The organism is Streptomyces specialis, assembly GCF_001493375.1.
Lineage (GTDB): Bacteria > Actinomycetota > Actinomycetes > Streptomycetales > Streptomycetaceae > Streptomyces > Streptomyces specialis.
The window spans coordinates 238,513-261,443 of the sequence record NZ_LN929894.1 but is presented as its reverse complement, the minus strand read 5'-3'; the positions used below and the strand labels follow the sequence as shown (position 1 = coordinate 261,443).

25 protein-coding genes are annotated in these 22,931 nt (G+C 72.9%); 9 read left to right on the top strand and 16 right to left on the bottom strand.

Features of this window, described 5'->3' with window-relative positions; translation table 11 throughout:
• Nucleotides 1–70 precede the first annotated feature (70 nt).
• Nucleotides 71–214 carry a hypothetical protein gene (locus BN2279_RS30605; RefSeq protein ID WP_234347811.1) on the top strand — a complete coding sequence of 48 codons (144 nt, stop codon included), beginning with the start codon at nt 71–73 and terminating at the stop codon, nt 212–214.
• Nucleotides 207–1,943, top strand: coding sequence for a RyR domain-containing protein (locus tag BN2279_RS13255; RefSeq protein ID WP_059009161.1), 1,737 nt, complete (start codon nt 207–209; stop codon nt 1,941–1,943). The genes BN2279_RS30605 and BN2279_RS13255 overlap by 8 nt, the downstream gene beginning before the upstream one ends.
• A gap of 14 nt (nt 1,944–1,957) precedes the next feature.
• Here the strand turns inward: BN2279_RS13255 and BN2279_RS13250 are convergent, their stop codons facing one another.
• Nucleotides 1,958–2,860: a LysR family transcriptional regulator gene (locus BN2279_RS13250; protein WP_059009160.1), complete on the bottom strand. Its 903-nt coding sequence runs from the start codon at nt 2,858–2,860 to the stop codon at nt 1,958–1,960.
• A gap of 146 nt (nt 2,861–3,006) precedes the next feature.
• Between BN2279_RS13250 and BN2279_RS13245 the strand changes: the two genes are divergently transcribed.
• From BN2279_RS13245 to BN2279_RS13235, 3 genes are read left to right on the top strand one after another with little or no spacing between them, the layout of a single operon-like run.
• Nucleotides 3,007–3,732, top strand: a complete 726-nt coding sequence (locus tag BN2279_RS13245) for a succinate dehydrogenase cytochrome b subunit (RefSeq protein ID WP_059009157.1) — start codon at nt 3,007–3,009, stop codon at nt 3,730–3,732.
• Nucleotides 3,733–3,746: 14 nt separating this feature from the next.
• Nucleotides 3,747–5,693 (top strand): fumarate reductase/succinate dehydrogenase flavoprotein subunit, encoded by a 1,947-nt coding sequence (locus BN2279_RS13240; RefSeq protein WP_059009651.1) that lies wholly within the window; start codon nt 3,747–3,749, stop codon nt 5,691–5,693.
• Complete coding sequence (locus tag BN2279_RS13235) at nt 5,690–6,433, top strand: succinate dehydrogenase/fumarate reductase iron-sulfur subunit (protein ID WP_059009156.1); 744 nt, start codon at nt 5,690–5,692, stop codon at nt 6,431–6,433. Before BN2279_RS13240 ends, BN2279_RS13235 begins: the two co-directional genes overlap by 4 nt.
• A 148-nt stretch (nt 6,434–6,581) precedes the next feature.
• Here BN2279_RS13235 and hisF read toward each other — a convergent pair whose 3' ends face one another.
• From hisF to hisD, 9 genes are read right to left on the bottom strand one after another with little or no spacing between them, the layout of a single operon-like run.
• Complete coding sequence (hisF, locus tag BN2279_RS13230; protein ID WP_059009155.1) at nt 6,582–7,355, bottom strand: imidazole glycerol phosphate synthase subunit HisF; 774 nt, start codon at nt 7,353–7,355, stop codon at nt 6,582–6,584.
• Nucleotides 7,352–7,738, bottom strand: a complete 387-nt coding sequence (locus BN2279_RS13225; protein ID WP_059009153.1) for a Rid family hydrolase — start codon at nt 7,736–7,738, stop codon at nt 7,352–7,354. The genes hisF and BN2279_RS13225 overlap by 4 nt, the downstream gene beginning before the upstream one ends.
• Nucleotides 7,735–8,472: a bifunctional 1-(5-phosphoribosyl)-5-((5-phosphoribosylamino)methylideneamino)imidazole-4-carboxamide isomerase/phosphoribosylanthranilate isomerase PriA gene (gene priA, locus BN2279_RS13220; protein WP_059009151.1), complete on the bottom strand. Its 738-nt coding sequence runs from the start codon at nt 8,470–8,472 to the stop codon at nt 7,735–7,737. Before priA ends, BN2279_RS13225 begins: the two co-directional genes overlap by 4 nt.
• A 1-nt stretch (nt 8,473) precedes the next feature.
• Entirely contained in the window at nt 8,474–9,130 is a 657-nt protein-coding gene (gene hisH, locus BN2279_RS13215; RefSeq protein WP_059009150.1) for an imidazole glycerol phosphate synthase subunit HisH, read from the bottom strand.
• 3 nt (nt 9,131–9,133) lie between these two features.
• Nucleotides 9,134–9,292, bottom strand: a complete 159-nt coding sequence (locus BN2279_RS29900; protein ID WP_059009145.1) for a hypothetical protein — start codon at nt 9,290–9,292, stop codon at nt 9,134–9,136.
• Nucleotides 9,289–9,525, bottom strand: coding sequence for a hypothetical protein (locus BN2279_RS13205; RefSeq protein ID WP_059009144.1), 237 nt, complete (start codon nt 9,523–9,525; stop codon nt 9,289–9,291). Before BN2279_RS13205 ends, BN2279_RS29900 begins: the two co-directional genes overlap by 4 nt.
• 29 nt (nt 9,526–9,554) lie before the next feature.
• Nucleotides 9,555–10,145, bottom strand: a complete 591-nt coding sequence (hisB, locus tag BN2279_RS13200; protein ID WP_059009142.1) for an imidazoleglycerol-phosphate dehydratase HisB — start codon at nt 10,143–10,145, stop codon at nt 9,555–9,557.
• Nucleotides 10,142–11,260, bottom strand: coding sequence for a histidinol-phosphate transaminase (locus BN2279_RS13195; protein WP_059009140.1), 1,119 nt, complete (start codon nt 11,258–11,260; stop codon nt 10,142–10,144). The genes hisB and BN2279_RS13195 overlap by 4 nt, the downstream gene beginning before the upstream one ends.
• Nucleotides 11,257–12,597, bottom strand: coding sequence for a histidinol dehydrogenase (gene hisD, locus BN2279_RS13190; protein ID WP_059009138.1), 1,341 nt, complete (start codon nt 12,595–12,597; stop codon nt 11,257–11,259). The genes BN2279_RS13195 and hisD overlap by 4 nt, the downstream gene beginning before the upstream one ends.
• 92 nt (nt 12,598–12,689) lie before the next feature.
• Between hisD and BN2279_RS13185 the strand changes: the two genes are divergently transcribed.
• Both BN2279_RS13185 and ybaK read left to right on the top strand, forming a co-directional pair.
• The gene (locus BN2279_RS13185) at nt 12,690–13,457 is read left to right on the top strand and encodes an LON peptidase substrate-binding domain-containing protein (RefSeq protein WP_059009136.1); all 768 of its coding nucleotides are present in this window, start codon (nt 12,690–12,692) and stop codon (nt 13,455–13,457) included.
• Nucleotides 13,458–13,474: 17 nt separating this feature from the next.
• The gene (gene ybaK, locus BN2279_RS13180; protein ID WP_059009133.1) at nt 13,475–13,975 is read left to right on the top strand and encodes a Cys-tRNA(Pro) deacylase; all 501 of its coding nucleotides are present in this window, start codon (nt 13,475–13,477) and stop codon (nt 13,973–13,975) included.
• Nucleotides 13,976–13,990: 15 nt separating this feature from the next.
• On the opposite strand, the gene BN2279_RS13175 is transcribed toward ybaK, so the two are convergent.
• From BN2279_RS13175 to BN2279_RS13160, 4 genes are all read right to left on the bottom strand, one after another.
• Nucleotides 13,991–14,668, bottom strand: coding sequence for a hypothetical protein (locus BN2279_RS13175; protein ID WP_059009131.1), 678 nt, complete (start codon nt 14,666–14,668; stop codon nt 13,991–13,993).
• 107 nt (nt 14,669–14,775) lie between these two features.
• Complete coding sequence (locus BN2279_RS13170; protein WP_059009130.1) at nt 14,776–15,546, bottom strand: ABC transporter permease; 771 nt, start codon at nt 15,544–15,546, stop codon at nt 14,776–14,778.
• Complete coding sequence (locus BN2279_RS13165; RefSeq protein ID WP_059009649.1) at nt 15,543–16,508, bottom strand: ABC transporter ATP-binding protein; 966 nt, start codon at nt 16,506–16,508, stop codon at nt 15,543–15,545. The genes BN2279_RS13170 and BN2279_RS13165 overlap by 4 nt, the downstream gene beginning before the upstream one ends.
• Nucleotides 16,509–16,683: 175 nt before the next feature.
• Entirely contained in the window at nt 16,684–17,904 is a 1,221-nt protein-coding gene (locus tag BN2279_RS13160; RefSeq protein WP_059009129.1) for an NYN domain-containing protein, read from the bottom strand.
• 192 nt (nt 17,905–18,096) lie between these two features.
• Here BN2279_RS13160 and BN2279_RS31030 point away from each other — a divergent pair, with 192 nt between their 5' ends.
• Nucleotides 18,097–18,231: a hypothetical protein gene (locus tag BN2279_RS31030; protein WP_267887126.1), complete on the top strand. Its 135-nt coding sequence runs from the start codon at nt 18,097–18,099 to the stop codon at nt 18,229–18,231.
• 85 nt (nt 18,232–18,316) lie between these two features.
• Here BN2279_RS31030 and BN2279_RS29345 read toward each other — a convergent pair whose 3' ends face one another.
• Together BN2279_RS29345 and dnaE are read right to left on the bottom strand one after the other, a co-directional pair.
• Nucleotides 18,317–18,463 carry a hypothetical protein gene (locus tag BN2279_RS29345; RefSeq protein WP_159037213.1) on the bottom strand — a complete coding sequence of 49 codons (147 nt, stop codon included), beginning with the start codon at nt 18,461–18,463 and terminating at the stop codon, nt 18,317–18,319.
• A gap of 153 nt (nt 18,464–18,616) precedes the next feature.
• The gene (gene dnaE / locus BN2279_RS13155; protein ID WP_059009128.1) at nt 18,617–22,156 is read right to left on the bottom strand and encodes a DNA polymerase III subunit alpha; all 3,540 of its coding nucleotides are present in this window, start codon (nt 22,154–22,156) and stop codon (nt 18,617–18,619) included.
• 190 nt (nt 22,157–22,346) lie between these two features.
• On the opposite strand from dnaE, the gene BN2279_RS28575 reads away from it, so the two are divergent.
• Nucleotides 22,347–22,931 (top strand): hypothetical protein (locus tag BN2279_RS28575; protein WP_059009127.1); only part of this gene is annotated, 585 nt, incomplete at its 3' end.

The window sequence follows — 22,931 nt, the reverse complement described above, 5'->3', positions numbered from 1 at the left end:
GGACCAACGGCATGATCGCAACGCCGACCGCGCCAGGGCAACGGGCGGGCTCGCCCGGACCGGAGCGGGTGTGGCACCGTACGGCACCATGGACCGCGTCACGGCCGCCCCCGACGGCATCAGCGCCACGCCCCGACCACTCGCCCCCGCCGGGGAGTTGACCACGGGCCCGGCCGGTGCCGCCACCTCCCCGGAGTTCTCCACCGGTGGGTGACGACGGCGACGACCGGCCCGCGTACGTGCTCACCGCGGCCCGGCTCTGCTTCGGCGCCCTGACCGTCCTGGCCCTGGTCCTCGGCTACGCGGGCCTGAGCACCCATCTGGACGGCCGGACCGCGTTCCAGCACGGGCCGTTCGACATCCTCTACTACGACCTCCAGTTGTTCGTGCTCAGCTCCACGCCGCTCGAAGGGCGGGAGCCCGTCCCCTGGACCCTCCGGGTCGCGATGTTCGCCGCGCCCGCCGTCACCGTCTACGCGCTCTTCGAGGCGGGCCGGCTGCTGTTCGCGGCCGAGTGGCGCAGGGTGCGGACCCGGCGCCTGTCCCGGCACGCCATCGTGTGCGGGGACGACGCCGCGAGCCTGATCCTGGCCGACCGCCTCCGCGCCCGGGGCCTGCGCGTCGTCCGCGTCGGGCAGCGGCCCCAGGCGGCGGACGCCGGGCTGACGACCGTGCGCGGCGACCCCCAGGACGCGCGCTCCCTGCGGGCGGCCGGGATCGAGGGCGCGTCCACCCTGTACGTGTGCGGCCAGGACAGCGCGCGGAACATCGCCGTCGCCCTCGCCGCCACCCGGGCCCGACACCGGTCCCCGGCGGACCTGCGGGTCTTCGTCCGCGTCAACGACCCCGACCTGTGCATGGCCTTCCGCGCCCGCCGGTGGAGCCAGGCCGCCGCCCCCGGCCCGGCGGTCGACTTCTTCAGCCCCGACGAGCTGGCCGCCCGGGTGCTGCTGCGCCACCACCGGCCCGTCCCCGAGGGGGTGTCCTCCCCCGACGTGGTCGTCTCGGGACTCACCGCGTTCGGCCGGGGCGTTCTCGTCGAGACGGCGCGGCAGTGGCGGGCGGCCGGCGGCCCCCCCGCCCGCCGGATCCGGCTGACCGTCCTCGACCCGGACGCGCGCGGCGTGCTGCGGGACCTGACCGCGCGCTACGCCTTCCTCGCGGACACCTGCGCGCTCACCGTCCACGACGGCGACCTGGCGCGGCTGCTGCGGGAACGGGCCGACCGGGGGCAGCCGCCGCCCGACCGGGTCTACATCTGCCAGGAGGACAACGAGGCGGCGCTGCGGACCGCCCTCACCACCACCCGCCTGTGGCACGGCGGACGGCGCTCGGTGGTGGTGCGTCTCGACGGGCTCGACGGCGTGGGCGAGGCGTTCGGGAACGCGGCGGACGGCGGCCGGCTCCTGGACGCCGTCGGTGAACGCCTGCACATGGCCGGTGTCGCCGACCTCGCCCACGATCCGGGGGTGATCGACGAGGACCTGACCGAGATCGTCGCCCGCGCCCTCCACGAACGGTATGTCCGCGCCCGCGCCGCCGAGGGCGGGGACCCGGCCGGCACCCCCTCCACCGTGCCGTGGCACGAGCTGTCGCCCGTCCTCAAGGAGGCCAACCGGCGCCAGGCCCGGGACATCGGCGCGAAGCTGCGGACGATCGGCTGCTCCCTGGCGCTGCGGGACGAGACCACGGCGGCCTTCCAGTACCGCGAGGCCGAGATCGAGCGGCTGTCCGAGCACGAGCACCGGCGGTGGACGGCGGAGCGCGTCGCCGCCGGCTGGACCCACGGCGAGCGGCGCGACGGCGCGGCCAGGCGCCACCCCGACCTCGTCCCCTGGGAACGCCTCGCGGAGGACGCGCGGGAGAAGGACCGGCAGGCCGTCCGGGACATCCCCGGCCTGCTGGCGGACGTCGGTCTCGGCATCGTCCGGCTCGACGGCTGAGGCGGCGGCCCCGGTCAGGCCGGTCCGGAGAGCGGGCCGCGCCGGTGCGTCAGCAGGATCCGCTGCAACTCGCGCGCCGCGCGCGGCGGGGAGACGTCACTGCGGTGCGCCACCGAGATCGTCCGGTGCAGCCCCGGCGGGACGAACGGCGTCGCCCGCAGTCCGGACCGCTCGGCGACCATGCTCGGCACCACGGCCACCCCCAGACCGGCCCGCACGAAGCCGAGGACCGCGTCCATCTCGCCGCCCTCCACGCTGAACGACGGCTCGAAGCCCGCCCCGTGGCACGCCGCGAGGGTCAGCTCCCGCAGGTCGTACCCGTGCCGGAACATCACCAGCGGCCGGTCCCGCAGATCCGCCACCCGGATGCGCCGGCCCGTCACCGGTGCCGGAGCGGCCGGGGACGAGATCACCACCAGGTCCTCGCGCAGCAGCTCCCGCGTGGCCAGCGCCGGGGCCTGGCCCGGCAGCGGGGTGATGATCAGCGCGAGGTCCAGCTCCCCGGCGGCCAGAATCCGTACCAGGTCCTGCGAGCCGTCCTCGTGCACGAACAGCTCGACGCCCGGATAGGCGTCGCGGAACGCCCGCAGCACCCCGGGCACCAGGCTGGCGCACAGGCTCGGCGTCGCCCCCAGCCGCACCCGCCCGCGCCGCAACCGCGCCACCTCCTGCACCTCGCGGCGCGCGGTCTCGGTGTCGGCGAGGATGCGGCGGGCCAGCGGCAGCAGCGCCGCGCCCGCGTCGGTCAGCGAGATGTGCCCGCGCGCCCGGTGGAACAGCTCGGCCCCCAGCTCCCGTTCCAGCGCGCGGATCTGCTGAGAGAGCGACGGCTGCGCGACGTGCTCGCGGTGCGCGGCCCGCGTGAAGTGCAGGGTCTCCGCGACGGCCGTGAAGTAACGGAGCTGCTGGAGCTGCATGGCCAACCCCTTTCCGGCGGCGCGGCCGGCCGGGAGCCCGGCCCGCGCGACAGGCACGATGGCGACAGCACGATAGGGATAGCCTATCGAAATCAGCTCCGCTATGTCTTGGACCGATCTCCTCCGGCGGCCCTACCGTCGTGGACATGGCACTGGCGACGCGGCCCCGCACGACGACCCGCACGGACCGTCGGCCGGCCGGCACGGCCGCCCGGCTGTGGCGGTCGACGATCGGCAAGAAGACGGTGATGGCCGTCAGCGGAGCGATCATGCTCCTCTACCTGATCGCCCACATGATCGGGAACCTGAAGGTCTTCTTCGGCCCGGACGACATGAACGGCTACGCCCACTGGCTGCGCACCCTCGGCGAGCCGGTGCTGCACCACGAGTGGTTCCTGTGGATCCTGCGTGTCGTCCTGCTCGCGGCGGTCCTCGCCCACGGGCTGGCCGCCTGGCAGCTCAGCCGCCTGGACATCGCGGCCCGCCCGGTGAAGTACGCGCACCGAGGGCGCCGCGCCTCCTACGCCACCCGCACCATGCGCTGGGGCGGCGTGATCCTGGCCCTGTTCATCGTCTGGCACATCCTCGACCTCACCACCGGCACCGTGAACCCGAACGGCGAGAGCGGCCACCCGTACGAGAACATCGTCGCCACGTTCGACACCTGGTACGGCAACGTGATCTACGCCGTCGCGATGATCGCGGTCGGCCTGCACGTCCAGCACGGCTTCCACAGCGCCGCCCAGACGCTCGGCGCGGGCAGCCGCACCCGCGACCGCGCGCTGAGGGCCACCGGCAACGGTCTCGCCCTCGTCCTGACCGTCGGCTTCCTCTCCGTCCCCTTCGGCGTGATGACCGGAATCGTCAAGTGAGCGATGTGATCAGTGTGAGCAGCTACCTGGACTACACCACGGGCGACGCCCTCGTGGACACCAAGGTTCCCGGCGGCCCGATCGCCGAACGGTGGGACCGCCGCCGCTTCGAGGCCAAGCTGGTCAACCCGGCCAACCGGCGCAAGCACACCGTCATCGTGGTCGGCACCGGCCTGGCCGGCGGCGCCGCCGGCGCCACCCTCGCCGAACAGGGCTACCGCGTCGTCCAGTTCTGCTACCAGGACTCCCCGCGCCGCGCCCACTCCATCGCCGCCCAGGGCGGCATCAACGCCGCCAAGAACTACCGCAACGACGGCGACTCCGTACGGCGCCTCTTCTACGACACCGTCAAGGGCGGCGACTTCCGCGCCCGCGAGTCCAACGTCCACCGGCTCGCCCAGGTGTCGGTCGAGATCATCGACCAATGCGTGGCCCAGGGCGTGCCGTTCGCCCGCGAGTACGGCGGCCTCCTCGACACCCGCTCCTTCGGCGGCGTCCAGGTCTCCCGCACCTTCTACGCCCGCGGCCAAACCGGACAGCAGCTCCTCCTCGGCGCCTACCAGGCGCTCTCCCGCCAGATCGCCGCCGGGAACGTGGAGATGCACCCGCGCACCGAGATGCTGGACCTGATCGTGGTCGACGGCCGGGCCCGCGGCATCGTCGCCCGCGACCTGATCACCGGCCGCGTCGACACCTACCTCGCGGACGCCGTCGTCCTCGCCACCGGCGGCTACGGCAACGTCTTCCACCTGTCCACCAACGCCAAGAACTCCAACGCCACCGCCATCTGGCGCGCCCACCGGCGCGGCGCGTTCTTCGCCAACCCCTGCTTCACCCAGATCCACCCCACCTGCGTCCCGCGCTCCGGCGACCACCAGTCGAAGCTGACGCTGATGAGCGAGTCGCTGCGCAACGACGGCCGCATCTGGGTCCCCCGGCAGGCCGGCGACACCCGCTCCCCCGCCGACATCCCCGAGGACGAGCGCGACTACTACCTGGAGCGGATCTACCCCGCCTTCGGCAACCTCGTCCCCCGCGACATCGCCTCCCGCGCCGCGAAGAACGTCTGCGACGAGGGCCGCGGCGTCGGCCCCGGCGGCCAGGGCGTCTACCTCGACTTCGCCGACGCCATCGCCCGCATGGGCCGCGACGCCGTCGCCGCCAAGTACGGCAACCTCTTCGAGATGTACGAACGGATCACCGCCGAGGACCCCTACCGCGTCCCGATGCGCATCTACCCGGCGATCCACTACACGATGGGCGGCCTGTGGGTCGACTACGACCTCCAGACCACCGTGCCGGGCCTGTTCGCCATCGGCGAGGCCAACTTCTCCGACCACGGCGCCAACCGGCTGGGCGCCTCGGCGCTGATGCAGGGCCTGGCCGACGGCTACTTCATCCTCCCGGCCACCCTCGCCGACTACCTCGCCCGCACCCCGGCCGACGAGGTGCCCGCCGACCATCCGGCGGTCAGCGAGGCGGTGTTCGCCGTCACCGACCGCCTCTACCAGTTGCTGTCCAACAACGGCGACCGCACCCCCGAGTCGTTCCACCGCGAGCTGGGCGAACTGCTGTGGGACCACTGCGGCATGGCCCGCAACGAGACCGGACTGCGCAAGGCCCTGGACCGTATCCCGGTCCTGCGCGCCGAGTTCTGGGAGCGGATCAAGGTGCCCGGCAGCGGCACCGACCTCAACCAGTCGCTGGAGAAGGCCAACCGCGTCGCCGACTACCTGGAGCTGGCCGAGCTGATGTGCCTGGACGCGCTGCACCGCGCCGAGTCCTGCGGCGGCCACTTCCGCGAGGAGAGCCAGACCCCCGACGGCGAGGCCGCCCGCCGCGACGACACCTTCTGCTACGCGGCGGCCTGGGAGTTCACCGCACCGGGCCAGGCCCCCGTGCTGCACAAGGAAGACCTCGTCTTCGAACACGTCCACCCCACCCAGCGGAGCTACGCGTGAACCTCACCCTGCGCATCTGGCGCCAGCAGGGCCCCGACACCGACGGCACGATGACCACCTACGAGGTCGCGGACATCTCCCCCGACATGTCGTTCCTCGAAATGCTGGACACCCTCAACGAGGAGCTGATCCTGCGCGGCGAGGAGCCCGTGGCGTTCGACCACGACTGCCGCGAGGGCATCTGCGGCGCCTGCGGCATGGTCATCAACGGCCAGGCCCACGGCCCGGAACGGACCACCACCTGCCAGCTCCACATGCGGCACTTCTCCGACGGCGACACCATCGACATCGAACCGTGGCGGGCCGCCGCGTTCCCCGTCGTCAAGGACCTCGTCGTGGACCGGTCCGCGTTCGACCGCATCATCGGCTCCGGCGGCTACGTCACCGCCCCCACCGGCAGCGCCCCCGAGGCACACGCCACACCGGTCCCCAAGGCCGCCGCCGACACCGCGTTCGAGCACGCCGAGTGCATCGGCTGCGGCGCCTGCGTGGCGGCCTGCCCCAACGGTTCGGCGATGCTCTTCACCTCCGCCAAGATCGTCCACCTCAACTCCCTGCCGCAGGGCGGCCCCGAGCGCGAGAGCCGGGTCCTGGACATGGTCGCCACGATGGACGACGAGGGCTTCGGCGGCTGCACGGTCACCGGCGAGTGCGCCACGGCCTGCCCCAAGGGCATCCCGCTCTCCTCGATCAGCACCATGAACCGCGAGTACCTGCGGGCGCTCCGCAAGGGCGCGTAACCCCCAGAACGCGGGGGCGGTCCCTCCGGAACGGCGGGGACACCTCCCAGCGGTCACGCTGGGGAGTGGCTCGGATCCCCGCGCCGGAGGACCGCCCCCGTGCACCACCCTCGCCCCCCGACACCGTCGCACGCCCGGCCACCGACGCTCAGCGAACGGCGTGACCCGCCTCCCGCAGCGCGGCCTTGACCTCACCGATCCGCAGATCGCCGAAGTGGAAGACCGACGCCGCCAGCACGGCGTCGGCGCCCGCCTCGATCGCCGGCGGGAAGTGCTCCAGACGCCCCGCGCCACCCGAGGCGATCACCGGGATCGTCACATGCTTCCGCACCGCCGCGATCATCGCCGCGTCGTACCCGTCCTTGGTGCCGTCCGCGTCCATGGAGTTCAGCAGGATCTCCCCCGCGCCCAGCTCGGCCGCCCGGTGCGCCCACTCCACCGCGTCGATCCCCGTACCGCGCCGCCCGCCGTGCGTCGTCACCTCGAAACCCGAAGACGTCACCGCCGTCCCCTCGGGGCAGCGTCTGGCGTCGACCGACAGCACCAGCACCTGATTGCCGAACCGTTCGGCGATCTCCCGGATCAGCTCCGGACGTTCGATCGCCGCCGTGTTCACGCCCACCTTGTCCGCGCCCGCGCGCAGCAGCCGGTCCACGTCCTCCGCCGTGCGGACCCCACCGCCCACCGTGAGCGGTATGAACACCTGCTCCGCCGTCCGGCGCACCACGTCGTAGGTCGTCTCCCGGTTCCCCGAGGACGCCGTGATGTCGAGGAACGTCAACTCGTCGGCGCCCTCGGCGTCGTAGACCTTCGCCATCTCCACCGGATCGCCCGCGTCCCGCAGGTTCTCGAAGTTGACGCCCTTGACGACCCGGCCGCCGTCCACGTCCAGGCAGGGGATGACTCGTACGGCGAGGCTCACGTCGCGGCTCCTCGATAGGCTTCCAGCTCCACTTGCACCAGCGCCCGCGAGTCGGCGAACCCGGCCACCAGCACCAGCGTGGTGACCGGACGGACGGACCCGAACAACTCGTGATGGGCCCGCCCCACGTCCTCCGCGTCGCGGGCGTGGCTGATGTACATCCGGGTGCGGACGACCGAGTCGGCGCCGAGCCCGAACGGCTCCAGCGCCCCCAGCGCCTCCGTCAGCGCGGACCTCGCCTGCTCGTACGGGTCGCCCCCGGCGGCCCCGGCGACGGACGGCAACGTCCCGCCGACCAGCACCAGTTCACCGGCCGCGACCGCGCGTGCGGAACCGAGGGCCTCGTCCCAGGGGCTCGCGTCCGGCGCGCGCTCGACACTCATCCGGCCACGGCCTCCAGCGCCTGCTCCAGGGTGAACGCCCCGGCGTACAGCGCCTTCCCGACGATCGCGCCCTCGACGCCCTCACCCACCAGGCCGGACAGCGCCCGCAGATCGTCCAGCGAGGAGACCCCGCCGGAGGCCACCACGGGCCGGTCGGTGGCGGCGCACACGTTCCGCAGCAACTCCAGGTTGGGGCCCTGCAGCGTGCCGTCCTTGTTGATGTCGGTGACGACATACCGGGCGCAGCCTTCGGAGTTGAGCCGCTCCAGCGTCTCGTACCGATCGCCGCCGTCCCGGGTCCAGCCCCGGCCGCGCAGCGTCGTGCCCCGCACGTCGAGACCGACGGCCACCCGGTCGCCGTACTGGGCGATCGCCTTGGCGACCCACTCCGGCGACTCCAGGGCGGCGGTGCCCAGGTTGACGCGGGTGCAGCCGGTGGCGAGCGCGGCGGCGAGCGTGTCGTCGTCGCGGATACCGCCGGACAGCTCGACCCGGATGTCCATCGCGCGGACGACCTCCGCGATCTGCTCCCGGTTGTTCCCCGTGCCGAACGCGGCGTCCAGATCGACCAGATGCAGCCACTCGGCACCCGAGCGCTGCCAGGTCAGGGCGGCCTGGAGCGGGTCGCCGTAGGAGGTCTCGGTGCCGGACTCGCCGTGCACCAGGCGCACGGCCTGGCCGTTCCGGACATCGACGGCGGGCAGCAGTTCCAGCGTGGGGGTCAGCGTGGACATCTCAGAGCGTCTCGATCCAGTTGGTGAAGAGGCGGGCGCCGGCGTCGCCGGACTTCTCGGGGTGGAACTGCGTGGCCCACAGCGGGCCGTTCTCCACGGCGGCGACGAACGGCTTGCCGTGCGTCGACCACGTGACGCGGGGCACGGCCAGCGAGGTCGTCGTCCCGCCGCTGTCGGCCGGCAACTCCCAGTCGTGCACGGCGTAGGAGTGCACGAAGTAGAACCGGGTGTCGGCGGGCAGCCCGGCGAACAGCGCGGAGTCCTCGGGCACTTCGACCGTGTTCCAGCCCATGTGCGGCACGATGTCGGCCTGGAGGGGCGTGACGGAGCCCGGCCACTGGTCGAGGCCCTCGGTCTCCACGCCGTGCTCGATGCCGCGCGCGAAGAGGATCTGCATCCCGACACAGATTCCGAGCACGGGCCGGCCGCCGGCCAGCCGCCGCCCGACGATCCAGTCGCCGCGCGCCTCACGGATGCCCCGCATGCAGGCCGAGAACGCGCCGACACCCGGCACGAGCAGCCCGTCGGCGTTCATGGCCGCGTCGGGATCACGGGTGATCTCCACCTCGGCCCCCGCCCTGGCGACGGCCCGCTCGGCGGACCGCACATTGCCGAACCCGTAGTCGAAGACGACGACCTTCTTCTTACCGGTCCCCACCGCTCACACCTCCAGCCGGAGCGCTCCGGCGAGCAGACACAGCGCACAGGCCAGCCCGAGAAGCACGACGACTCCTCTGGGCAGCCCCTGCTTGGCGAACGAGTACACCCCACCGAGAAGAAAGAGCCCCACGGCGAAGAACAGCGCGGCCGACCCGGTCACAGCACCCTCCCCCGCCGCACCCGCACCCGGGCAGCCGCGTGCGCGCCGCTCACGGCATCCTTCCGGTGAGCTTCTCCGCCCACGCGGCACCGCGCGGCCATCACCCGCACCCACACCCCGGCAGCCGCGTGCGCGCCGCTCACGGCATCCTTTTCGTAAGCTTCTCCGCCCACGCGGCACCGCGCGGCCATCACCCGCACCCGCACCCCGGCAGCCGCGTGCGCGGCGCTCACGGCATCCTTCCGGTGAGATTCTCCGCCGCTCACAGGGCGCCCTTGGTCGACGGGATCCCCGTCTGGCGCGGGTCCAGCTCGCTGGCGTACCGCAGGGCGCGGGCCAGGGCCTTGAACTGGCACTCCACGATGTGGTGCGCGTTGCGCCCGTACGGCACGTGGACGTGCAGCGCGATCTGGGCCTGGGCGACGAACGACTCCAGGATGTGCCGGGTCATCGTCGTGTCGTACGCGCCGATCATCGGCGCCATGCCCTCCGGCTCGCGGTGCACCAGATACGGCCGCCCCGACAGGTCCACGGTCACCTGCGCCAGTGACTCGTCCAGCGGCACCGAGGCGTCCGCGAACCGTACGATCCCCCGCTTGTCGCCCAGCGCCTGCCGGAACGCGGCCCCCAGCGCGAGCGCCGTGTCCTCGATCGTGTGGTGGCTGTCGATGTGCAGGTCGCCCTCGGTCTTGACGGTGAGGTCGAACAGCCCGTGCCGGCCGAGCTGGTCGAGCATGTGGTCGAAGAAGCCGACGCCGGTCGACACGTCGACCTTTCCGGTGCCGTCGAGGCCGATCTCGACGGCGACCGAGGTCTCCTTGGTGCTGCGGGTCACGCGGCCCACGCGGGTCATTGGCCGATCTCCTTCTTCACTGCGCGTACCGCATCCAGGAACGCGTCGTTCTCCTCGCGGGTCCCGGTGGTGACCCGGAGACGGCCCGGCACGCCGTTGTCCCGGACGAGCACCCCGTGGTCCAGCAGCCGCCGCCAGACGTCGTGCGCGTCGTCGAAGCGGCCGAACTGCACGAAGTTGGCGTCGGACTCGGTGACATCGCACCCCAGGGCCGTCAGCTCGGCGACGATCCGGTCCCGTTCGTCCTTGAGCTCCGCGACGTACCCCAGCAGCGTATCCGCGAACTCCAGCGCGGCGTGCGCGGTGGCCTGGGTGATCGCGGACAGGTGGTACGGCAGGCGCACCAGTTGCACCGCGTCCACCACGCCCGGATCGGCGGCCAGATACCCCAGCCGCAGCCCGGCCGCGCCGAACGCCTTCGACATGGTCCGGGTCAGGACCAGCGTCGGCCGGCCCTCGATCAGCGGCAGCAGCGACGGCCGGTGGCTGAACTCGGCGTACGCCTCGTCCACCACGACCAGCGCGCCCCGCCCGCCCGTCGCGGCGGCCTGCGCCGCCTCGTACAGCGCGAGAACGGACTCGGCCGCCACGGCGGTACCGGTCGGGTTGTTGGGCGAGCAGATGAACACCACGTCCGGGTGGTGCTCGTGGATCGCCGCCACCGCGGCCTCCACGTCGATGCCGAACTCCTCGGTGCGGGGCCCGGAGATCCACCCGGTGCCGGTGCCGCGCGAGATGAGCGGGTGCATCGAGTACGACGGGTCGAAGCCGAGCGCCGTGCGCCCGGGGCCGCCGAACGCCTGGAGGAGCTGCTGGAGCACCTCGTTGGAGCCGTTGGCCGCCCACACCTGGGTCGGGCCGACCCGGTACCCGGCGGTGCGGGAGAGGTAGGCGGCGAGCTGCGTGCGCAGCACCACCGCGTCCCGGTCGGGGTAGCGGTTGAGCGTGCGGGCGGCGTCCGAGACGCGCTCCGCGATGCGCCGGACCAGGGCGTCCGGCACGGGGTACGGGTTCTCGTTGGTGTTCAGCCGGACGGGGACGTCGAGCTGCGGCGCGCCGTACGGGGTCTTGCCGCGCAGTTCGTCCCGGATGGGCAGATCGTCGATGCGGGTCACTTGCTGTGCGGAACCTCTCCGGTCTCGAACCGTGCCTTCACCGCGGCGCCGTGGGCGGGCAGGTCCTCCGCCTCGGCGAGGGCGACCACATGGTGCGCCACCTCGGCCAGGGCGTCGCGGCTGTAGTCCACGACGTGGATGCCGCGCAGGAAGGACTGCACGGACAGGCCCGAGGAGTGGCAGGCACAACCGCCGGTCGGCAGCACGTGGTTGGAGCCCGCGCAGTAGTCGCCCAGGGAGACCGGCGCCCAGGGGCCGATGAACACGGCGCCCGCGTTGCGGACCCGGGCGGCGACCTCGGCGGCGTTCGCGGTCTGGATCTCCAGGTGCTCGGCCGCGTACGCGTCGGTGACGGCCAGTCCGTGGTCCAGGTCGTCCACCAGCACCACCCCGGACTGCCGGCCGGCCAGGGCCTCCGCGATGCGGTCGTGGTGCTTGGCGGCCGGGACCCGGACCGCCAGCTCCGCGTCCACCGCGTCGGCCAGCGCGACGGACGGCGTGACGAGGACGGCGGCGGCCAGCACGTCGTGCTCGGCCTGGCTGATGAGGTCGGCGGCGATCAGCGCCGGGTCGGCGGTGTCGTCGGCCAGGACGGCGATCTCGGTGGGCCCGGCCTCGGCGTCGATGCCGATGACGCCCTTCAGCAGCCGCTTGGCCGCCGCGACGTACACATTGCCGGGGCCGGTGACCAGCCGGGCCGGCGGGCACTCCTCGGTGCCGTAGGCGAACATCGCCACGGCCTGGGCGCCGCCCGCGGCGTGCACCTCCTCGACGCCCAGCAGCGCGCAGGCGGCGAGGATGGTGGGGTGCGGCAGGCCGGTGCCCCAGTCGTTGCCCGGGGTCCTCTGCGGCGGCGAGGCGACGGCGAGGGAGGCGACGCCCGCCTCCTGGGCGGGGACGACGTTCATGACGACGGACGACGGGTACACGGCCCGCCCGCCCGGCACGTACAGCCCGACCCGCTCCACGGGCACCCACCGCTCGGTGACGGTGCCGCCGGGCACCACGCGCACGGTCGAGTCGGTGCGCCGCTGCTCGCGGTGGACGAGGCGGGCGCGGCGGATGGACTCCTCCAGGGCGGCCCGCACGGCCGGGTCCAGCTCGGCCAGGGCCCGCGTCAGCGCCTCGGCCGGGACCCGGGTGCGCTCGATGGTGACCTGCTCGAACCGCCGCGCGTACTCGATCAGCGCCGCGGTGCCGCGATGGCGCACGTCGTCGCAGATGGGCCGCACCTTCTCCAGGGCGGCCTCGACGTCGAGCTCGGCGCGGGGCAGCAGGTCGCGGTCGATCCCGCCGGGGGCGGGAGACGAACCGCGCAGATCGATTCGGTTCAGCACCTCACCAGTCTCGCAGAACGGCGCGGCGGGCCGCCGTCGCGTTTCACGATGCGGGCCCGGCCCCGGGAGAGCAGCCGATAGGCTGGCCGGTCGTGACGACCACGCGCCTGCCGCTCTTCCCCCTGAACACCGTGCTGTTCCCCGGGCTCGTGCTGCCGCTGAACGTCTTCGAGGCCAGGTACCGGGCACTGATGCGCGATCTGCTGGCCCTGCCGGAGGACGGTCCCCGGCCGTTCGGCGTGATCGCGATCAGGGACGGGCACGAGGTGGCGCCCAGCGGCATCGGCCTGCCGGACCCGACGGAGACGACCGAGGCGGGCCCGGGCGCCGGGGTCGCCTCCGGGGACCCGATGCGTTCCTTCCACGCCATCGGCTGCGTCGCCGACGCCTCCACGATCAGGGAGCGTTCGGGCCCCGGCGAGGGCGGCGAGGCGGGCGAGAGCTACGAGGTGCTGGCGACCGGGACGACCCGGTTCCGGCTGCTGTCGGTGGACGCGAGCGGCCCGTATCTGAAGGCCGAGGTCGAGCCGCTGCCCGAGGTCGCCGGGGAGGGCGCGGGCGCGCTGGCGTCCGGGGTGCTGCGGGCGTTCCGGTCGTACCAGAAGGTGCTGGCGGGCGCGAACGAACGCACCCTGGCGCCCGGCCAGGACCTGCCCGAGGACCCTTCGGTGGTGTCGTATCTGGTGGCGGCGGCGACGATGCTCCACACGGGAGACAAGCAGCGGCTGCTCCAGGCCAAGGACACCGCGACGCGGCTGGCCGAGGAGCTGCGGATCCTGCGGCAGGAGACGGCCCTGATCAGCAAGCTCCCGTCGGTGCCGGGCGCGGAGTACACGACCCGCCCGACGAGCCTGAACTGACCGGCGGGACCGTCCGCGTGGGGAAGAGGCAGCGGGGCACCACGGCCGGCGGAACGCCCGCGACCGTGGCGGCGACCCGTGCCGGGGTGGCGTTCACCCTCCACGCGTACGCGCACGATCCGGCCGCCCCGTCGTGGGGCGAGGAGGCGGCCCGGGCGCTGGGCGCCGACCCGGGCCGTGTGTTCAAGACGCTGGTGGCGGAGGTGGACGGCGCGTGGACGGTGGCGGTGGTGCCGGTCGCGGCCTCGCTCGGTCTGAAGGCGCTGGCCGCCGCGGTCGGCGGGAAGCGGGCGGCGATGGCCGACCCGGCGGCGGCCGAACGCGCCACCGGCTACGTGCTGGGCGGCATCTCGCCGCTCGGGCAGCGCAAGCGGCTCCCCACGGTGGTGGACGCCTCGGCCACGGGTCACCCGACGGTCTTCGTCTCGGGGGGCCGCCGCGGGCTGGAGATCGAACTCGCCCCGGCCGCGCTGATCGGCCTCACCGGCGCGCTGGTGGCGCCGATCGCCCGCGCCTGACGGCTGCGGACCGGCTCAGTCCCCGGTCCGCCCGGCGCCCGCGTCCCGGGCCGGTTCGTACCAGTGGGGCAGCTCGGCGGGCAGCGGCGCCGGGTCGCGCGGACCCCAGACGGACAGGCAGAACATGTGGACCGCCACGGCCGCGAACGGCAGTCCGAGCAGCACGCCCTTCGCGCCGATCCCCAGCGGGGCGTCGAACACGACGTCCGCCCCCAGCGACCGGGCGTGCCCGGCGATGTCGTCGGTCGGGCCCAGCCACACACCCAGGCGCCAGGCGAGGACCGAGCCGAGCCCGGCGCCCACCGCGAGCCCGAGGACCACGGCCACACCGCCCGCGCGGCGCAGCAGGAAGACGACGCCCCCGGCGACCGCGCCGAGCACCAGGCCGATCAGCAGGACCGTGCCGTCCGCGCCGATCGCCTGCTGCCCCTCGGCGTTGGCCGGCAGCACCGCCTCGCCGTCCGAGACCAGCGGCACGCGCGGCGCGCGCCACAGCCACACCAGGCCCAGCACCAGACCGGTGAGCGCGGCGACCGGCACGGCCACCAGCAGGGCCTCGCGTATCTCCCGTCCCCAGGCCGCCCGGGACGCCGGGGCCGGGACGCCGGGGTCCCGCCCCCCGCCCGGGGTCTCGGCGCCGGCCTCGGCGGCGGCGGCGGAACGGTGGTCCGGAGTGGGCTGCGGAACGGTCACCCCGTCATCCTGCCAGGTCGGGCGTCTGTTCGGCTTACGGGACGGCCGTTCGGCGGTGAGGGCGGCCCCGACCAGCGCGCGGGCGTATCGTCACACCGCCACGCGCCTCAGCGCAGAGCGGCCCGCCGGTACGCCCAGGTGGCCAGCGCCAGCGCCGCGACGCCCACCCCCGCGCAGACCGCGAGGTCGGCGGCGACCGAACCCCAGTCGGGTCCCGGCTCCAGCGCGGTGGCCAGCGCGTCCACGCCGTAGGTGGACGGCAGCAGGTCCCGCAGCCACCGCACCGGCTCCGGCAGCCGCGCCTCGGGCAGTACGCCCAGGAGCAGCGCGGCGGACATGCCGAGCTGCCCGCAGAGGGTGGCCAGCTCCGGACGCGGGGCGAGCAGCCCCAGCGCGGCGCCGAGCCCGGCGAGCGCGGCCCCGGCCAGCGGCACGACGGCCAGCAGCACCCACAGCCCGCCCATCGGGAGCTGGTACAACAGCGCGCCGCAGACGGCCGTGACCACGACACCCGGCACGGTGAACGACGCGTAGGCCGCCGCCGTGCCCAGCGCCACGGCGGCGGCGGGCACCGGGAGCGTGGCGTAGTGGTCCAGACCTCCGGTGGCCCGGAGCTGCCCGAAGTACTGGGCGAGGAGGTTGAGCGCGACGAACGCCACGACGAGCACGGCCGACCCGGCGACGACGGCCCGCGCCTCGTCCCCGTCGCCGCCGTCCACGACGCCGCGCATCAGGACCATGATCCCGATCGACTGGAAGGTGGCGACGAACAGCAGCGGGATCCGGGCCCCCCGCGCCCGCGAGAGCTGCGCCCGGTACACGGCCGCCAGCGAGGGACACAGCCGGGCCGGCGGCGCCGGCGGCACCACCGCCGTCATGACCTGACCAGCCCCTCACCGCGCCCGCCGAGGGCCAGGTAGACGTCCTCCAGGCTGGGCGTGGCGAGCGTGAAGTCGTCCAGGGCCGCGAACGCCGGGCCCTGTGTGACGGCGGCGACCACGGCACGCGCCCGGTCGGGGGGCAGCCGCAGCGTCCAGCGGCGGCCAGCGACCGCCGCCAGGTGCCGCAACGCCGCGATCTCCCGCACCGCGAGCGGTGGCTCACCGCGCCACACCAGATCGAGCCGCACCTCCGTGCCGACCAGCGCCTTCAGGCCGTCGGGGGTGTCGCAGGCGATGACCCGGCCCGCGTCCAGCACGGCGACCCGGTCGAGCACGGTCTCCGCCTCGATGACGTTGTGCGTGACCAGCACGACCGTCGTGCCGTCCAGGGCGCGGCGCCGGTCCACGGCCGCCCAGACCGCGCGGCGGGCGACGGGGTCCATGCCCGCGGTCGGCTCGTCCAGCACCAGGACCGGACGGCTGCCGGTGAGGGCGGCGGCCACGCACGCCAGCCGGCGCTCCCCGCCGGAGAGCCGCTTCAGCGGCCGGGAGGCGATCGGCCCCAGGCCCAGCTCCTCGATGACGGCGTCCCGTTCCCGGCGCGCCGCCCCGGCGTCCAGGCCGCGCAGCCGGGCGGTGGTCTCGGCGGCCAGCGCGACGGTCAGCTCGTCCAGCGCCGTCGACTCCTGCCCCAGGTACGCCAGCAGCCGCGCGGCGCGGCGCGGGTGGCGCACCAGATCGTGGCCGAGCAGCGTGATGGCGCCGGAGTCCGGCCGCAGCAGCCCGGTGAGCTGCTTGACGAGTGTGGTCTTCCCCGCGCCGTTGGGGCCGAGCAGTCCGAAGATCTCGCCGCGCGCCACGTCGAGCGTGATCCGGTCGCTGGCCGGCGCCGCCGGTTCCGCGGCGGTCCGGGAGCGCTTGAGGCGCCGGGCCGGATAGGTCTTGGTCAGGCCGCGCACGGTGAACGCCGCCGGGGCGGACGCGGTGCCGTCCGGGGTGTGCTCGGGTGCCGCGAGCCCGGGCCAGGGCCGTGCGATAGATGAGGCCACGGTGCACGAGCCTACGCGGGTCACACGGGTGCCGGGATCCGGGGGTACGTTCCGGACATGTCGCGGCCGCGCGCCGCGGCGGACGTCAGGAGGCGCGTTCGGTGCCCGTCCTGGCGTCGACCTCGCGCCAGAAACCGGCTCTGATCGCGTACCGGTCCTGCTCGTCGATCTGGTCGTCCTTGTGCGCCAGGAGCCCGAACCGGGCGGCGTACCGCAGCAGTTCGCCGTCGATGCGGTGCGGGATGCGGGGGTACTCGCTGGACAGGCGTTGCAAGTGCGCGGTGTTGGCGAGCCGTTCGGCCCAGCGGCGGGCGAAGACCTGGCCGACCTCGAACGGGTCACCGCTGACGGCCGTGATGTCCTCCTCCCGGTCGGCCCACCGCTGCTCGGCGGTGGTGAGCTGGGAGAGCATCGGCAGCGCGGCGATCTCGGCGGGCTCCTCCGGGACGCCCCGGTCCACCCAGCCCCGGTCGGACGACCAGCGCAGCGTGGCCGTCGCCGCGGGCTGGACGGAACGACCGAGCGTGGCCAGGTCCTTGGGGGTCGGCACCCCCTTGACGGGCGTCGCCCCCGGGTCGCGGTCCGCCGGGGGGAACGGGTGCTCGCCGTTCTCGCGGTGGACGCCGTTCTTCGCCGCGGCGGGCCGCTCGCGCGGCGTGGGCGAGGTGGACGGCGCGGTGGGGTCGGGGAACGGCGCGGCCAGGATGGCGGCGATCTCCGGGCGGGTCACGGTGTGCGGCGGCGCGGGGACCGTCGCCTCGTTGACGCGGACGGCGCGGGTGATCCAGGCCCGGTCCAGCACCCGGCGCTCGTCGGCCTCGGCGACCAGGTCCTCGGACTGGTTGTAGTCGCCGCCCGCGGCCTGGACGGCCCACAGGTGGACGGCGACACCGTGCTCCTTGGCCGACATCAGCCCCGGCAGCAGGTCGCCGTCGCCGGTGACGAGCACGATGTCGGCGCAGGCCCGGTTCCGCGCCAGCTCGGTCAGCTCGGCGTGCATCGCGGCGTCGACGCCCTTCTGCGCCCAGCGCCCGTCGGTGCGGGTCAGCGCGCCGAGCCGGACGGTGACGCGGGGCATCACGCGCAGCCGCCGGTGCTCCGGCTGGGGAACCCGGTCCGGGGCGCCGTCGAACCAGTAGATACGGAGGAGATCACGGCCCGTGTCGGCCTCGGCCCGCTCGCGCAGGCCCTGGATGAGCGCGCTGTGGTCGACGGAGATCCGGGGGCGGGCGGCTTCACCGGCGAGAAGGCTGGCCGCGGCACCGAGCAGATACCCGGCGTCCACCAGGACGACGCAGCGGTCCACGTTGCACCTTCTTTCACCGGAAACGGTTTCCCAGAGTCTGCCCGACCCGGCCGCCGTTATCTGTGCCAACTCGATCTTCGGCGTGGCGAATCCACCCTCCACCTTGTCCGGAATGCGAAGTATGCACCGCCGTGCGAATCTGAACGCGGCAAAGCGTTCCACGCCACGGAACGAAGTGATCAGGAGGCGATCATGGCCAAGAACAAGAACCGGAGCCGCCCGGCCACCCCCCAGCCCTCGCCGGGGCAGACCCGCACGTCGGAGGCGGGAGCACCGGCGGAGACGGCGAAGTCCCGCAAACGCGAGAAGCGGTTCGGGCACAACTGACCGCGCGCGCCGGACCCGTGGGCGGACACGGAAGAGGGGCGCACCGAGCGGGGTGCGCCCCTCCGCGATCACCGGTCCGCCTCCGTCACACGCGGTGCGCGCTCCGGCTGAGCATGTCCCAGGCTTCGTGGACACAGCGCAGCCGGTCCTCGAAGGCCGATCCCGGGAAGTACTCCAGCAGGGCGTGCACGGCGTCCTGGCGGGACGCGTGCACTTCACGGATCAGAAACATTGCTTTTCTGACCATCCGCACATCCATGGCGTTTCCACCCCTCACACGGCGATTTCGCTCCGTTTTCGAAGGTAGTGTGGAGTGCGCCGCGTTCAGGTAAAGCCACTTCCATCATCCCGCCAACACGCGGGCATCAACCGGCCAAGCAGGGCATCAACCGGCCAAACACGCAGGTCCGAGCAGCGCCTTGAGGTCACCGAACAGCGCGGGATCGGCCCGGACCCGGTCCCGGTCCAGCCTCAGCACCCGCGTGGTGCGGCTGTCCTGGACCTTCACCCTGACCTCCGTCGGCCCCCGGTGCTGGCTGAGCACCTCCCGCAACTGGGCCACCAGCGGAGGCGTGATCTTCACACCCGGGATGGTGATCGTCACGGGCGCGTCGGCCGACGCCTCCGACAGGTCCGGCACCATCAGCTCCATGGCGACCAGCCGGGGCACGTCCTCCCGCTTGTCCAGCCGCCCCTTGACGAACACCACGGCGTCCTCGACGAGTTGGGTGGAGACGAGCTGGTAGCTGGCGGGGAAGAACATGCAGTCGATCGAGCCGGCCAGGTCCTCGACGGTGGCGATCGCCCAGGGGTTGCCCTGCTTGGTCATCTTGCGCTGGAGAGTCGAGATGATGCCGCCGATGGTGACGATCGCGCCGTCCGCGTGATCCCCGCCCGTGAGCGCCGAGATCGCGGCGTCCGCCTTCTCGTCGAGAACGTGCTCGATGCCGAACAGCGGGTGGTCGGAGACGTAGAGACCGAGCATCTCCCGTTCCTGCGCGAGGAGATAGGTCTTCTCCCACTCCTCCTCGGAGAACACGACGTCCATGCCGAAGCCGGGACCGTCGCCGCCGCCGTCCTCGTCCATGCCGCCGAAGAGGTCGAACTGCCCCTCGGCCTCCTTCCGCTTGACCTGCACCACGTTGTCGATCATCGACTCGAAGTGCGCGGTGAGGCCCTTGCGGGTGTGGTTCAGGGTGTCGAACGCGCCCGCCTTGATCAGCGACTCGATGGTCCGCTTGTTGCAGACCACCGCCTCCACCTTGTCCAGGAAGTCCGGGAAGGAGCTGTACTTCCCCTTCGCCTTCCGCGTCGCGACGATCGAATCCACCACGTTCTGCCCGACGTTGCGGACGGCGGTGAGACCGAAGACGATCACGTCGTCGCCGCGCGGCGTGAAGTGCGCCTCGGACTCGTTGACATCCGGCGGCAGCACCCGGATGCCCATCCGGCGGCACTCGTTGAGGTAGACGGCCGACTTGTCCTTGTCGTCGCGGACCGACGTCAGCAGCGCCGCCATGTACTCGGCCGGGTAGTTGGCCTTCAGGTACGCGGTCCAGTAGGTGACCAGGCCGTACGCCGAGGAGTGGGCCTTGTTGAACGCGTAGCCGGAGAACGGGACCAGCACGTCCCACACGGCCTGGATCGCCTCGTCGGAGTACCCGTTGTCCCGCATGCCGCGCTGGAAGGGGACGAACTCCTTGTCGAGGATCTCCTTCTTCTTCTTGCCCATCGCCCGCCGCAGCAGGTCCGCTTGTCCGAGCGAGTACCCGGCGAGGACCTGCGCGGCCTTCTGCACCTGCTCCTGGTACACGATCAGGCCGTGGGTGACGTCCAGGACCTCCCGCAGCGGCTCCTCCAGCTCCGGGTGGATCGGGGTGATCTCCTGCTGGCCGTTCTTCCGCAGCGCGTAGTTGATGTGCGAGTTCATGCCCATCGGGCCCGGCCGGTACAGGGCGCCGACGGCGGAGATGTCCTCGAAGTCCGTGGGCTTCATCATGCGCAGCAGGGAACGCATCGGCCCGCCGTCGAACTGGAACACCCCCAGGGTGTCGCCGCGGCCCAGCAGTTCGAACGTCTTGGGGTCGTCGAGCGCCAGCTTCAGCAGCTCGATCTCGACGCCCTTGTTCTTCTTGATGAGCTTGACCGCGTCGTCCATGATCGTGAGGTTGCGCAGGCCGAGGAAGTCCATCTTCAGCAGCCCGAGCGCCTCACACGTGGGGTAGTCCCACTGCGTGACGACGACGCCGTCGTTCTTCGGCGCGAACAGCGGCACATGGTCCACCAGCCGCTCGCTGGACATGATCACGCCGGCCGCGTGCATGCCCATCTGCCGGACCAGGCCCTCCAGTCCGCGCGCGGTGTCGATGACCTTCTTGACGTCCGCCTCGTTCTCGTACATCCCCCGGACCTCGGCCGCCTCGCTGTAGCGCGGGTGGTCCTTGTCGGTGATGCCGGAGAGCGGGATGCCCTTGCCGAGGACGTCGGCGGGCATGGCCTTGGTGATCCGGTCGCCCATCGCGTACGGGTAACCCAGCACGCGGGAGGCGTCCTTGATGGCGGCCTTCGCCTTGATGGTGCCGTAGGTGCCGATCATCGACACCTTGTCGGCGCCGTACTTCTCCGTCACGTAACGGATGACCTCGCCGCGCCTGCGCTCGTCGAAGTCGATGTCGACGTCCGGCATGGAGACGCGCTCGGGGTTGAGGAACCGCTCGAAGATCAGGCCGTGGTCGATCGGGTCGAGGTCGGTGATGCCCATCGCGTACGCCACGATGGAACCCGCCGCCGAGCCGCGCCCGGGGCCGACCGCGATGCCCTGCTCCTTGGCCCACATGATGAAGTCGGCGACCACGAGGAAGTACCCGGGGAACCCCATCTGGATGATGACGTCCATCTCGTACTCGGCCTGCTTCTGCCGGTCCTCCGGCACCCCGCCCGGGTAGCGGCGGGCCATGCCGCGCTTGACCTCCTCCCGGAACCAGGTCACCTCCGTGTACCCCTCGGGCACGTCGAAGCGCGGCATCAGGTCGCGCGGCTCGAACCAGCCGTCGATGTCCACCTGTTCGGCGACCAGCCGGGTGTTGGCGCAGCCCTCCTGCCAGGCGTCGGAGGAGTCGATGGCGTACATCTCCTGCGGCGACTTCAGGTAGTAGCCCGTGCCGTCGAACCGGAAACGGTCCGGGTCGGAGAGGTTCTTCCCGGTCTGCACGCACAGCAGCGCGTCGTGCGCGCCGGCCTCGTGCGCGTGCGTGTAGTGCGAGTCGTTGGTGACCAGCGGCGGGATGCCCACCTCCTTGCCGATCCTCAACAGCCCGTCCCTGACCCGGGTCTCGATCTCCAGGCCGTGGTCCATCAGCTCCAGGAAGTACCGCTCCTTGCCGAAGATCTCCCGGTACTCGGCCGCCGCCCTGCGGGCCTCGTCGTACTGCCCCAGCCGCAGCCGGGTCTGGACCTCGCCCGACGGGCAGCCGGTGGAGGCGATCAGGCCCTCGCTGTACTGCGCGATGGTCTCCTTGTCCATCCGGGGCCACTTGACGAAGAAGCCCTCGGTGTAGGCGTCGGAGGAGAGCCGGAACAGGTTGTGCAGCCCGGTCTTGTTGTAGGCCCAGATCGTCTTGTGCGTGTAACCGCCGGAGCCGGAGACGTCGTCCTTCTTCTGGTGCGGCTGCCCCCACTGCACGCGCCGCTTGTGCCGCCGCGACTCCGGCGCCACGTACGCCTCGATCCCGATGATCGGTGTGACGCCCGCGCCGCGCGCCTGCTGGAAGAAGTCGTACGCGCCGTGCAGGTTGCCGTGGTCCGTGATCGCGATGTGTGACATGCCCATCTCCTGGCACGCCTTGAACATGTCCTTCAGCCGCGCCGCTCCGTCGAGCAGCGAGTACTGGGTGTGCACATGCAGGTGTGTGAAGGGCTTGGTCACTCCACGGGCCTTCCGCAGCAGGGTCAGGGATACCCGAACCCTACATCCGCCACCCGCCCGCCGACCGCCCCCACCCGGACTCGTAACACGCGCGTTTCCGCAGGTCAGAGGGGCCGTGAACGGTAACGTCCAAGGTCAACGCGATCCCCTTATCGCCCCCGTACACGACACCGTGGCACACTCCTTCCCGATGGACATGACGGCCTTCTGGATCCGGGTGACGCGCGCGGTGGTGTTCACCGCGCTCTGCGTCACCCTGTCCGTAGGAGCCCATGTCCTGCTCTCCGGCGCTCCGTTGCCCGCCGTGCCCGTCGTCGCCGTCTCGGCCGCCGTCCTGGCGCCGGCCCTGGCGCTCGCCGGGGACCGCGAGCGCGGGTTCGGGGCCATCGCCGCCCTGCTGATCCCGCTCCAGCTCGGCGCGGACACCGTCTTCACGGCCGGGCAGACCGCCTGTTACGGGCCCGGCGGCGGGCCGGTCACCGGCCCGCTGCGGATGCTCGGCGTGGATCTGGTCTGTGCCGGCGGCGATTTCGGCGACCCGCTGAGCCCGCTCGCCGGCACCACGGGCGCCGATCCCGCCGCGCCCTGGCTGCTGCTCGCGGCGCACCTGGCCGTCGGCCTCCTCGCCGCGACCTGGCTGCGCTGCGGCGAACGGGCCCTCGTGCGACTGCTGCGCGCCGCCGTCGCGGCCGGTTTCCGGCCGCTGTCGCTGGCCGCCGCCGCCCGCGCCGCCGTCGTCCCGGCCGCCCCGCCCGCCGCCCGCGCCCCACGCCGC